The sequence below is a fragment of the Thioalkalivibrio sp. ALMg13-2 genome (assembly GCF_000381185.1).
GTDB lineage: Bacteria > Pseudomonadota > Gammaproteobacteria > Ectothiorhodospirales > Ectothiorhodospiraceae > Thioalkalivibrio > Thioalkalivibrio versutus.
In genome coordinates, this window is sequence record NZ_KB906101.1 from 42,455 (window position 1) to 53,305 (window position 10,851).

13 protein-coding genes are annotated in these 10,851 nt (G+C 68.1%); 4 read left to right on the forward strand and 9 right to left on the reverse strand.

What is annotated here, in order from left to right:
* The first annotated feature begins 105 nt into the window (after nt 1–105).
* A complete protein-coding gene (gene dksA, locus F618_RS0101660) occupies nt 106–528 on the forward strand; it encodes an RNA polymerase-binding protein DksA (RefSeq protein ID WP_019567595.1) in 423 nt (140 codons plus the stop codon).
* Nucleotides 529–545: 17 nt separating this feature from the next.
* Here dksA and argA read toward each other — a convergent pair whose 3' ends face one another.
* The 3 genes from argA to F618_RS0101675 all read right to left on the reverse strand — a co-directional run bounded on the left by argA (nt 546) and on the right by F618_RS0101675 (nt 2,799).
* Complete coding sequence (gene argA / locus F618_RS0101665) at nt 546–1,913, reverse strand: amino-acid N-acetyltransferase (RefSeq protein ID WP_019567596.1); 1,368 nt, start codon at nt 1,911–1,913, stop codon at nt 546–548.
* Nucleotides 1,914–2,050: 137 nt separating this feature from the next.
* Nucleotides 2,051–2,524 carry a DUF192 domain-containing protein gene (locus F618_RS0101670; RefSeq protein ID WP_019567597.1) on the reverse strand — a complete coding sequence of 158 codons (474 nt, stop codon included), beginning with the start codon at nt 2,522–2,524 and terminating at the stop codon, nt 2,051–2,053.
* A gap of 2 nt (nt 2,525–2,526) precedes the next feature.
* Nucleotides 2,527–2,799, reverse strand: coding sequence for a heavy-metal-associated domain-containing protein (locus tag F618_RS0101675; protein ID WP_018145194.1), 273 nt, complete (start codon nt 2,797–2,799; stop codon nt 2,527–2,529).
* Between the two features lie 81 nt (nt 2,800–2,880).
* Between F618_RS0101675 and ilvD the strand changes: the two genes are divergently transcribed.
* Nucleotides 2,881–4,734 carry a dihydroxy-acid dehydratase gene (ilvD, locus tag F618_RS0101680; protein WP_019563792.1) on the forward strand — a complete coding sequence of 618 codons (1,854 nt, stop codon included), beginning with the start codon at nt 2,881–2,883 and terminating at the stop codon, nt 4,732–4,734.
* Nucleotides 4,735–4,791: 57 nt separating this feature from the next.
* Nucleotides 4,792–5,463 (forward strand): DNA repair protein RadC, encoded by a 672-nt coding sequence (gene radC / locus F618_RS0101685; protein ID WP_018145196.1) that lies wholly within the window; start codon nt 4,792–4,794, stop codon nt 5,461–5,463.
* Nucleotides 5,464–5,643: 180 nt separating this feature from the next.
* Here the strand turns inward: radC and F618_RS16525 are convergent, their stop codons facing one another.
* The 5 genes from F618_RS16525 to F618_RS0101710 are packed head-to-tail and all read right to left on the reverse strand — an operon-like array spanning nt 5,644 to nt 9,165.
* Nucleotides 5,644–5,775, reverse strand: coding sequence for a hypothetical protein (locus F618_RS16525; protein ID WP_019567598.1), 132 nt, complete (start codon nt 5,773–5,775; stop codon nt 5,644–5,646).
* Nucleotides 5,776–5,777: 2 nt separating this feature from the next.
* A complete protein-coding gene (gene bioF, locus F618_RS0101695; protein WP_019567599.1) occupies nt 5,778–6,953 on the reverse strand; it encodes an 8-amino-7-oxononanoate synthase in 1,176 nt (391 codons plus the stop codon).
* The gene (locus F618_RS0101700) at nt 6,950–7,702 is read right to left on the reverse strand and encodes a class I SAM-dependent methyltransferase (RefSeq protein WP_019567600.1); all 753 of its coding nucleotides are present in this window, start codon (nt 7,700–7,702) and stop codon (nt 6,950–6,952) included. Before F618_RS0101700 ends, bioF begins: the two co-directional genes overlap by 4 nt.
* 12 nt (nt 7,703–7,714) lie before the next feature.
* Nucleotides 7,715–8,710 (reverse strand): biotin synthase BioB, encoded by a 996-nt coding sequence (gene bioB / locus F618_RS0101705; RefSeq protein WP_018937323.1) that lies wholly within the window; start codon nt 8,708–8,710, stop codon nt 7,715–7,717.
* The gene (locus F618_RS0101710) at nt 8,707–9,165 is read right to left on the reverse strand and encodes a hypothetical protein (RefSeq protein WP_019563796.1); all 459 of its coding nucleotides are present in this window, start codon (nt 9,163–9,165) and stop codon (nt 8,707–8,709) included. The genes bioB and F618_RS0101710 overlap by 4 nt, the downstream gene beginning before the upstream one ends.
* Before the next feature lie 240 nt (nt 9,166–9,405).
* Between F618_RS0101710 and F618_RS0101715 the strand changes: the two genes are divergently transcribed.
* Complete coding sequence (locus F618_RS0101715) at nt 9,406–9,960, forward strand: ComF family protein (RefSeq protein ID WP_019567601.1); 555 nt, start codon at nt 9,406–9,408, stop codon at nt 9,958–9,960.
* A gap of 19 nt (nt 9,961–9,979) precedes the next feature.
* Here F618_RS0101715 and ubiA read toward each other — a convergent pair whose 3' ends face one another.
* Nucleotides 9,980–10,849: a 4-hydroxybenzoate octaprenyltransferase gene (gene ubiA / locus F618_RS0101720; protein WP_026331115.1), complete on the reverse strand. Its 870-nt coding sequence runs from the start codon at nt 10,847–10,849 to the stop codon at nt 9,980–9,982.
* Between the last annotated feature and the right edge of the window lie 2 nt (nt 10,850–10,851).

Genomic DNA, 10,851 nt, shown 5'->3' on the forward strand with positions numbered 1-10,851 from the left:
TTTGCCGCCCGGCAGGGTTATTGCCCTATACTCGATCGGGTGTACCGTGCAATGCGCCGGGGCCTTCCCGCATGGGGCGAGAGGGGGCCTGGCGAGGGGTCCAAGATGAGCCAAGAAGCCAAGACCAGCCCGGATTCCGGGTACCGTCCGTCCGAGGACGAACCCTACATGAATCCGCGTCAACTGGACTACTTTCGCGCCAAGCTCGAGGCCTGGCGTGCCGAGCTGATCGAGGAATCGGAACAGACCCTGGAGCACCTGCGCAGCGAGAGCTGGCAGGAGCCGGACCCGAATGACCGCGCCAGCCACGAGACCGATGCCGGCCTGGAGCTGCGAACCCGGGATCGGTACCGCAAGCTCCTGAACAAGATTGACGCGGCGCTGGCGCGCATCGAGCAGGGCGAATACGGCTATTGCGAGGAGACCGGTGAACCGATCGGCATCGCTCGGCTTGAGGCGCGCCCGGTTGCCACGCTGAGCGTGGTGGCCCAGGAGGCCCATGAGCGCGACGAGGCCCGCTATGAATAGGGCCTGTCTGGTCCGGGTTACTCGCCGGCCAGCGCGCGGGTAAACACCCGCGAGTTGCGCGCCTGGTTGTAGCGGGTCTGCCGGCTGACGGGCAGATCGTCCACCTTGCCTGGCGTGTAACCGCGTTCCTGGAACCACTGGGCGGTGCGTGTGGTGAGCACGAATACCCGCCGGATTCCCTGTTCCTGCGCCAGGTGTTCCATCGCCTGCAGCAAACGGTCGCCGCGGCCGCTCCCGCGGTAATCCGCGTGCAGGGCCAGGCAGGCGATCTCCGCGGCATCCGCCTCGAACGGGTAGAGCGCGGCGGTCCCGATGATCAGGCCGTCGGCCTCCAGCACCTGGAAGCGGTCGATCTCCAGCTCCAGGTGCTCCCGCGCGCGATGCACCAGGATGCCCTCGGCCTCCAGTGGTTCCAGTAGTGCATGGATGCCGCCGACATCGTCGAGTGTGGCCGGGCGCAGCCGTTCCAGTGGCTCGCGCGAGACCAGTGTGCCGATTCCCAGACGGGTGAACAGCTCGGTCAGGAGCCCACCGTCGTCCCGACGGTCGATCAGGTGCACCCGGATCTCGCGCTGGCGACAGGCGTCGAGCGCGCTCTTCAGATGGTTGGCCAGTTCCTGCGGCAGGTCGGTGGCGGTCTCCAGCAGCTTCTGGGCGGCCGGCACGGTGAGCTGGTCCAGCACGCCGTGTTCGGGATCGCGCAACACCCCGGCCTCGGTGAGAAAGATCAGCTTGTCGGCATTCAGCGCGATCGCGACCTGGGTGGCGACATCCTCGCCGGAGAGGTTGAACACCTCGCCGGTGGGGGAGTAGCCGAGCGGGGAGACCAGGGCCACCTGCTCGCGGTCCAGCAGGGCCGCGAGTGCGGTGGTGTCCACCCCGCGCACCTCGCCGGTGTAGTGGAAGTCCACGCCGTCGCGTACGCCCAGTGGCCGTGCGGTGACGAAGTTGCCACTGGCCACGCGCAGGCGTGCGTTGCCGGTACCCGGCTGGCCGAGGCTGCGCGAGAGCAGGCCCTCGATCTGCAGGCGCAGCCGACCGACCGCATCCAGCACGGCTTCCAGCGCTGCGCCATCCGTTACGCGCAACCCGTTGGCGTAGGCCGGGGTCAGTCCGCGCTCGCTCATCCGGGCCTCGATTTGCGGGCGCGCCCCGTAGACCAGAACGACCCGGATACCCAGGGCATTGAGCTTGGCGATATCGCGCATCAGTGCCGGAAACTCCGGCGCCTGAGCGGCCTCGCCTGCGAGCGCGATCACCATGGTGCGCCCGCGGTGGGCGGCGATGTACGGCACCGCATCACGGAACCAGGCGAGCTCCCCGGGCTGCGGGGCTCGGCGTGAGGGCGCGTGATTGCGGACGGCTGGGTTGGATGTGGCGGTCACGGGCGTGTCCGTTTCCTGGTGATGTCCTTGAGCAGACAGTCTAGGGAATCACGGATCAATGTACACGTGGGATCAGTCAGGCCTGCTGGCCCGATCCTGCGGGAAGGGGTGTTAGGGAAACATTGATCAGTGTTTCCCTAGTCGGTCTCGCCCACGAGGCGTTCGAGGTCCGGGACGGAGGCGCCGGGCGCGATGCCGTGCTCCTTGAACCACCCGGCATTGACCTCCAGGGCGTAGCGCACCGGCCGTTTCGCTTCGTGTATCCGGGTGGAGTGGGGCGTCATGCTGGCGATGTTGGTAATGGTGAAGTCGGCATCGATGAAGGCCACGTCCAGCGGGATGCGGGTGTTTTGCATCCACATGCCGTAGTGCGCCGGTCGTGGCCAGATGAACAGCATGCCGTGGTCGGCGGGCAGGTGGTCGCGGTGCATCAGTCCGATCCGGCGGCTACGGTCGGTCGCGGCGATCTCGATCGTCAGGGCGTGTTCGCCGAGTTGCAGTTCGGCGGTCGGCAGCCCGCTTTCGGCCTGCGCCAGCCCCGTGCCCAGGACGAACAGCAGCACCAGCCCGACAAGGCCGGGCTGCGCGCGCCCCCGCGACGTATTGATCAAGCCTATTCGCCGCTCATGCGCCCCACGGCGCAGCTGGCAAACGACTTGGCCTTGGCGCTGGCGGAGCGCAGGCCGGAGACCGAGCCGACCTCGGGGTAGCCCATGCTGGCGAGCTTGGCGGCGACCGCCTCGCGGGCGCTGTCGGGCGCCTCGATATCAACCGCACCGCCTTCCACGTCCACCTCGGCGTCGGTGACGCCCTCGACCTGCAGCAGGCCCTTGCGGATGGAGCTGGCGCAGCCGCCACACTTGATGTTCTCGACTTCGATTTTCATTGCAGGTGCTCCGGGGTACTGGGGTTTGAACGACTCATTATGTACGATCTGCGTTCACCGTAATCGTTCACGAGAATATACATGCCCGCCTATCGTTCCCGCACCACTACCCACGGCCGCAACATGGCGGGTGCCCGCGCCCTGTGGCGCGCCACCGGCATGAAGGATGGCGACTTCGGCAAGCCGATCATCGCCATTGCCAACTCCTTCACCCAGTTCGTGCCCGGGCACGTGCATCTGAAGGACCTGGGCCAGCTGGTGGCCGGCGAGGTGGAAAAGGCCGGCGGCGTGGCCAAGGAGTTCAACACCATCGCGGTGGACGACGGGATCGCGATGGGCCACGGCGGGATGCTTTATTCGCTGCCCTCGCGCGAGATCATCGCCGACTCGGTCGAGTACATGGTCAACGCGCACTGCGCCGATGCCCTGGTCTGCATCTCCAACTGCGACAAGATCACCCCTGGCATGCTGATGGCCGCGATGCGCCTGAACATCCCGGTGGTGTTCGTCTCCGGCGGTCCGATGGAGGCCGGCAAGGTGCAGGCCCCGGGCAGCGACAAGGTGATCCACCTGGACCTGGTGGACGCGATGGTCAAGGCCGCCGACTCCAGTGCCAGTGATGAAGAAGTGGAGGCCATCGAGCGCTCCGCCTGCCCGACCTGCGGGTCCTGCTCCGGCATGTTCACCGCCAATTCGATGAACTGCCTGACCGAGGCGCTGGGGCTGTCGCTGCCGGGCAACGGCTCGCTGCTGGCCACCCACGCCGGGCGCAAGAGCCTGTTCGAGCAGGCCGGCCGGCGCGTGGTCGAACTGGCCAAGCGTTACTACGAGCAGGACGATGAATCTGCTTTGCCGCGTTCCATCGCCACCTTCGAGGCGTTCGAGAACGCGATGAGCCTGGATATCGCGATGGGCGGCTCCACCAACACGGTGCTGCACCTGCTGGCGGCCGCGCGCGAGGGCGAGGTCGACTTCACCATGGCCGACATTGACCGCCTGTCGCGCAAGGTGCCGAATCTGTGCAAGGTCGCCCCGGCCACCCAGCTCTACCACATGGAAGATGTCCACCGCGCCGGTGGCGTGGTCGGCATCCTCGCGGAGCTGGACCGCGGCGGGCTGCTCCACCGTGACATTCCCACCGTGCATGCCGACACCATGGGCCAGGCCCTGGAACAGTGGGACGTGATGCGCCACGCCGCCGAGGCCGAGACGCTTTACCAGGCCGCCCCGGGCGGTGTGCCTACCCAGGTCGCGTTCAGCCAGGACAAGACCTGGGACAGCCTGGACATCGACCGCGAGAACGGCTGCATCCGCGACATCGAGCATGCCTACTCGAAGGACGGTGGCCTGGCCGTGCTCTACGGCAACATGGCCCCGGATGGCTGCATCGTGAAGACTGCCGGGGTGGACGACAGCATCCTGACATTCTCGGGTCCGGCTCGTGTGTTCGAGAGCCAGGACGCGACGGTGGAGGCCATTCTTGGTGACCAGATCCAGGCGGGCGACGTGGTGATCATCCGCTACGAGGGCCCCAAGGGCGGCCCGGGCATGCAGGAAATGCTCTACCCGACGTCGTATCTCAAGTCCAAGGGCCTGGGCAAGGAATGTGCGCTGGTCACCGACGGGCGCTTCTCCGGCGGCACCTCCGGGCTGTCGATCGGTCACGTCTCGCCGGAGGCGGCGCAGGGTGGTGCGATCGGCCTGATCGAGGAAGGCGACACCATCGTGATCGACATCCCCGGTCGCGAGATCCGCATCGACGTCGACGACGCCACGCTGGCCGCACGGCGCGAGGCCATGGAGGCCCGTGGCGCGAAGGCCTGGAAGCCCGAGTCGCGGGAGCGGGCCGTCACCCAGGCCTTGCGCGCCTACGCCCTGATGACGACCTCCGCCGCCTACGGCGCGGTGCGCGACATCTCCCGCTTCGAGGACTAGTCCAGGGCCCAAACCGAAAAAAGCGAACGCATGTAACGCAACCACAGGGAGGTGGTGATGGCGATTACCGACTGGCCCGCGGCCGAGCGCCCGCGGGAGAGGCTGATCGAACGCGGCGCGGCCGCGCTTTCGGATGCGGAGTTGCTGGCAATCTTTCTGCGCACCGGCGTGGCCGGCAAGAGCGCGGTGGATGTCGCGCGGGACCTGCTCAGCCGCTTCGGCGGGCTGCGGCCTTTATTACAGGCGGATCAGGCGGGGTTTTGCGCCGCCCCGGGGCTGGGGGATGCCAAGTACGCCCAGCTCCAGGCCGTGCTGGAGATGGGGCGCCGCCACCTGGCGGCCGATCTGGAGCGCGGCGATGCACTGACCTCGCCCGCGACCACCCGGCAGTTCCTGGCGGCGCGTCTGCGCGACTATCCCTTCGAGGTCTTCGGCGTGCTGTTCCTCGATAACCGCCACCGCGTGATCGCCTTTGAGGAGCTCTTTCGCGGCACCATCGACGGTGCCTCCGTGCACCCGCGCGAGGTTGTGCGGCGCGCGCTGCACCACAACGCGGCGGCTGTGATCCTGGCCCATAACCACCCCTCGGGCGTGGCCGAGCCGTCGCGTTCGGATGTCGCCATCACCCGCCGCCTGACCGACGCCCTGGGGCTGGTCGACATCCGCGTCCTCGATCACGTGATCATCGCCGACGAGGCCGTCTCCCTCGCCGAACGCGGCGAGCTGTAGGGGGAGGCTGACCCAGTCGCACGTCTGCGTTGCAACGCGGTGAGACGACCAAGTCGTCATTGCGAGGAGCCGAAGGCGACGAAGCAATCTGCCAATATTCTGCCCGGGGGCATCCGGATGGCGATTGCTTCGTCGCTTTGCTCCTCGCAATGACGGTTGGTGGATAGTCCGCAACTGGGTCTACCCGCGGATGTCCCTGTGGCCGGGTTCGTCTGGGCAGGCAGTGCCGGTGTGGCTCTGGCCGTCGATGGTCATCTCGAAGCTGCAGCTGCCGTTGTCGAGGTCGCGGTTGTGGGGTTTGCGCAGAGTCACGTCTAGGTCTGATCGAGGGCGCGTTCCAGCGCCTGCAGCAGTGCGTCGACCTGCGTTTGGGTGTGGGCGGCGGACAGGGTGATGCGCAGGCGGGCCTCGCCTTCCGGGACTGTCGGGGGGCGGATCGCGGGGACCAGGAAGCCGGCCTCGAACAGTCGCTCGGCGACGGCGCTCGCGCGAGTGGCGGTGCCCAGGGTGATAGGCTGGATGGGTGTGAGGGGCGGTGGGTGTGGCAGGCCGAGGCGATCCAGCCCGTCGCCCAAGCGTCGCAACAGGTTTTGAAGGTGCGCACGGCGGTCGTGGGCGAACGCGGCGATATGCACCGAGGCCAGGGTGGCGGCGGCCAGGGCGGCCGGCATCGCGGTGGTGTAGATGTAGGGGCGCGCGGTCTGGATCAGGGTCTCGATCAGCCGTTCGGAGCCGGCCACGAAGGCCCCGGCGGTGCCGAAGCCCTTGCCCAGGGTGCCCATCAGGATCGGTACGTCGTCGCTGCCGAGACCGAAGTACTGGCAGCTGCCGCCGCCGGTGTCGCCCAGCACTGACAGGCCGTGGGCGTCGTCCACCATCAGCCAGGCATTGTATTCGCGCGCCAGGGCGGCGAGTTCCGGAAGCGGGGCGATATCGCCGTCCATGGAGAACACGCCGTCGGTGATGATCAGGCGCTGGCCGGTCGCGGGCGCCTTCTCCAGGCGCTCGCGCAGGTGTTCGGGCTCGGCGTGGCGGTAGCGCTGGCTGCGCGCGCCCGACAGGCGCACGGCATCGATCAGCGAGGCGTGGTTCAGGCGGTCCTCGAAGACGGTGTCGTGGCGCCCGACCAGGGCCTGGACCAGGGCCAGGTTGGCCATGTAGCCGGTGGAGAAGACGAGTGCCCGAGCGCGCCCGGTGAAGCGGGCCAGGGCCTGTTCCAGTTCGTCGTGGGCGCGGGTGTGGCCATTGATCAGGTGGGCAGCACCAGCGCCGACACCGTACTGGTCGAGCGCCGCGTGAGCGGCGGCGGCGACCGCCGGGTCACCGGCCAGGCCCAGGTAGTCGTTCGAGCAGAAGGCAATCACGCGGTGGCCGTCGATAACCTGTTCGGGCCGCTGTGGGCCGTCGAGGATGCGGGTGCGGCGCCATAGCCCGGCGTCGCGCACAGTGCTCAGGCGTTGCTCCAGGTAGTGATCGAGTGAGTCGCTCATGGGCGCAGGCCCGCACGCAGGAAGATCGGCCAGTGCACCCGTGCCGGCATGCTCGGGTTGGACCACAGGGCTTGCAGGGCCGGTGCCAGCGCGGCCAGCGGGTCCTGGCCGGCGGCGCGGGCGCGGCGGATCGCGGACCAGGTACCGAGATAGCCCAGCAGGGTGGCGCGGTCCCATTCGCGCGTGATGCGAAACTCGGGCGCCTCGATCTCGGGCCAGGGAAACGGCAGGTCGCGGTAGTGGTTGCGGATGTGCTGGCGCTCTTCCGGCCACCAGGGGGCCAAGGTGGCATCGTGAAAGTCGATCAGCAGGTGGTCCAATGCCGGGTCCTCGGCCCGCAGCACGCCGTAGCCCCAGATCGCCAGGAGTCCGTCCGGGCGCAGGACGCGGGCGACCTCGTCGTGGAACTCGGTGTGGCGGAACCAGTGCGCGGCCTGGGCGACACAGGCGAGGTCGACCGAGCCATCGGCCAGAGCACAGGCCTCGGCGGCACAGGCGACGCGGTCGATCCAGGAGTGATCCGGCAGTGTGGCCAGCAGCGATGGGGCGGCGTCCGTGGCGAAGACGTGCGAGAAGTGGGGCGCCAGGCCCCGCGCGGCCTGGCCGTTGCCGCTGGCACAGTCCCAGGCGCGCTCGTGGTGCGGGGTGTGCGCCGCCAGCCAGTCAAACAGCTCGGCCGGGTAGTCCGGGCGGTGGCGGGCGTAAGCGTTAGCCACCGCCGAGAAATGGTCGGGGAAGCCGCCGCTCACCGCCGGTCTGGCTCAGGCCGACGCGGACGCCGGCTGGTCCGATTGCGCGGGGGATTCCGGGCCGGTCTCCGGGCGCAGGCCCAGGCGCTCGAACAGCGCGAGGTCGTGGTTCTCGCCGGGGTTTGGCGTGGTCAGCAGGGTGTCGCCGTAGAACAGCGAGTTGGCACCGGCGAGGAAGCACAGGGCCTGCATCTCGTCGGACATCTCGGTGCGCCCGGCGGACAGGCGCACGTAGGAGGCCGGCATCAGGATGCGGGTGGCCGCGATGGTACGCACGAACTCCAGCGGGTCGAGGTGCTCGATGCCGTGCAGTGGCGTGCCCTCGACCTGGATCAGCTGGTTGATCGGCACCGACTCCGGGTGTTTTGGCAGGTTGGCCATCTGCTGCAGCAGCCGGGCGCGATCGCGGCGCGACTCGCCCATGCCGAGGATGCCGCCGCAACAGACGTTCATGCCCGCCTCGCGTACGTGCTCCAGGGTTTCGAGGCGATCGTCGTAGGTGCGCGTGCTGATGATGTGACCGTAGAACTCCGGCGAGGTGTCGAGGTTGTGGTTGTAGTAGTCCAGTCCCGCCTCGGACAAGCGTTTGGCCTGCTCGGCCTTCAGCATGCCGAGGGTCATGCAGGTCTCGAGGCCTTCGTCCTTGACTGCGCGGACCATCTCGATCACGCGCTCCAGGTTCTTGTCGGTGGGGTTGCGCCAGGCCGCGCCCATGCAGAAGCGGGTCGCGCCCTGGGCGCGAGCGTTGCGGGCCGCCTCCAGCACCTCGTCCAGCGGCAGCAGGCGTTCGCGCTCGATCTCGACCTCGTGGTGCGCGCTTTGCGGGCAGTAGGCGCAGTCCTCGGGGCAGGCCCCGGTCTTGATCGACAGCAGCGTGCTCACCTGGACCGCGTTCGGGTCGAAGTGCTCGCGGTGGACGGTCTGCGCGCGGAAGATCAGGTCATTCAGCGGCAGGTCGAGCAGGGCCTCGACCTCGTCGGTGTTCCAGTCGTGGCGGGGCGTGCTCATAGATGATGTTCCTTGTCGGCTTCGGCGGGGATCTCGACGTCCGTCCAGGGCTCGCGATAGATATTGAACAGGGCGTAGATCGTCCACGGCAACAGGATGGCGGCGGCGATCGCCCAGTAGGCGCGGTAGTAGTTCAGATCCGGCGGAAAGAAGGTGGCGACCCCGATCAGCAGGCCCATCAGGGCGTAGTAGCGATAGGCGGCCCACTGCGTGAAGTGGCCGACGCGGGGATCGGGGTGGTGCTTGTTCAGGGCGTAGACCAGCATCGAGCCGCCAAACCACAGTACCAGCGGCACGATGCCCATGATCGCGGCGATGATGAAACCGACCCCGACGCCCTCGCTGCTCACCAGGAACAGCGGGATGCCGGCAATCGACACGCTGATCAGGTTGCCGATATCGAACATCGACGCGGCGCGCCGCGAGCTGCGTCCGGAGACGGTCTTGGTGGCCATGGTCTACCCTGCATGCAAAAAGCAGAGCATACCATTATGGCCCCGGACCCTTCATTGCGACCCGTTTCCAGGCGGTCTCCGGCCGCGCGCTTGAGGGCCCGGGCTGCGGCCTGTGTCGACTGGCTGGGGGAGGCCCTGTACCCCGGTCAGTGCGGACTGTGCCTGGCCCCCGGTCCGGCGATCTGCGCGGATTGCCGGGCGGATCTTGCGCCGCTCGAGCACCCCTGCCCCACCTGTGCGTTGCCCCTGCCGGTCGCCGGCGTGTGCCCGGCTTGCATCCGCCGAGCGCCGGTCCTGGATGCACTGCATGCCGGCTGGGCCTATGCCTGGCCGCTGGATCAGCTGATCCTGGCCTACAAGCACGGCGCCAATGCACGGGCCGAACGCATCCTCGCGGCCCTGGCGGAGCAGGTGGCGGGCCGTCTGGTGGGCGAGAACGGCGATCTGCCCGATCGGGTGCTCCCCGTGCCGCTGCATGGCAGGCGGCTGCGCGAGCGGGGTTTCAATCAGTCGGACTACCTGGCGCGGCGTGTGGCGGGGGTGCTGGATGTCCCGCTGGATACCCGCGGACTGCGGCGCATCCGCGCGACCGGGTCGCAGCAGGCGCTGGGTCGCAAGGCGCGGCGGCGCAATGTCCACGGTGCGTTTGCCTGGGACGGTTCGAGCCTCGCCGGGCAGCATGTGCTGGTGGTGGATGACGTGGCGACCACGGGCGCGACGCTGGCCGCACTGGCCGAAGTGCTGCGCCGCGAGGGTGCCGCACGGGTGGAGGGACTGGTCCTCGCGCGCGCCTGAGGGTGTGCGCGCTCGGGATTCAGGCCCCCAGGTGGTGGTCGGCAATCATCGCCAGAAGGATGACGGCGCCCAGGTAGTGGTTGTTTTTGAAGGCGCGCAGACAGTCGGCGGGTTCGCGTTCGAAGATCAGGAACTGCTGGTAGAACATCAGCATCGCGACCACCACGAGCCCGGCGGTGTAGTAGCCACCGAACTCGGCGTGCTGGCCAACAAGATAAAGCCCCAGCCACACCAGCACCTGCAGCCCGCCGGTAATCAGGCGGTCCAGTTCGCCGAAGGCGATGGCCGTGGATTTCACCCCGATCTTCAGGTCGTCTTCGCGATCCACCATGCCATAGAAGGTGTCATACACCACCGTCCACGCCAGCACGGTTACGAACAACAGCCAGGCCACTTCGGGCGGGTGCTCGCCGGTGACGGCGGTGAACGCCATCGGCACGGCCCAGGCAAAGGCGGCGCCGAGATGGACCTGCGGGAAGTGGTGGAAACGCTTGGAGAACGGGTAGGTGCCGGCCAGTGCCACCGCCACCAGGGAATACAGGATGGTCAGTACATTGGTGAACAGCACCAGGACGAAGGCGACCACGCTGAGGGCCACGAAGGTTCCCAGCGCCTCGCGCGGGGTGATGGTGCCGAGCGCCAGCGGCCGGTCGCGGGTGCGCGCCACGTGTCCATCGAAGTCGCGGTCGGCGTAGTCGTTGATCGCGCAGCCCGCCGAGCGCATCAGCACCACGCCGGCGGCAAAGATGAAGATCAGGTAGGCCGGCGGCCAGCCCTCGGCCGCCACCCACAGGGCCCAGAAGGTGGGCCACAGCAGCAGGTAGATGCCCACCGGGCGATCCAGCCGGATCAGGCGGGCGAGTTCCCACAGGCGTTCGCGCTCGGTCATGG

Bases quoted from the DNA above. Each gene is read 5' to 3' on its own strand.
- dksA (WP_019567595.1), top strand. From the start codon at position 106: ATGAGCCAAGAAGCCAAGACCAGCCCGGATTCCGGGTACCGTCCGTCC.
- F618_RS0101675 (WP_018145194.1), bottom strand. From the start codon at position 2,799: ATGAAAATCGAAGTCGAGAACATCAAGTGTGGCGGCTGCGCCAGCTCC.
- ilvD (WP_019563792.1), top strand. From the start codon at position 2,881: ATGCCCGCCTATCGTTCCCGCACCACTACCCACGGCCGCAACATGGCG.
- radC (WP_018145196.1), top strand. From the start codon at position 4,792: ATGGCGATTACCGACTGGCCCGCGGCCGAGCGCCCGCGGGAGAGGCTG.
- bioF (WP_019567599.1), bottom strand. From the start codon at position 6,953: ATGAGCGACTCACTCGATCACTACCTGGAGCAACGCCTGAGCACTGTG.
- bioB (WP_018937323.1), bottom strand. From the start codon at position 8,710: ATGAGCACGCCCCGCCACGACTGGAACACCGACGAGGTCGAGGCCCTG.
- F618_RS0101710 (WP_019563796.1), bottom strand. From the start codon at position 9,165: ATGGCCACCAAGACCGTCTCCGGACGCAGCTCGCGGCGCGCCGCGTCG.
- ubiA (WP_026331115.1), bottom strand. From the start codon at position 10,849: ATGACCGAGCGCGAACGCCTGTGGGAACTCGCCCGCCTGATCCGGCTG.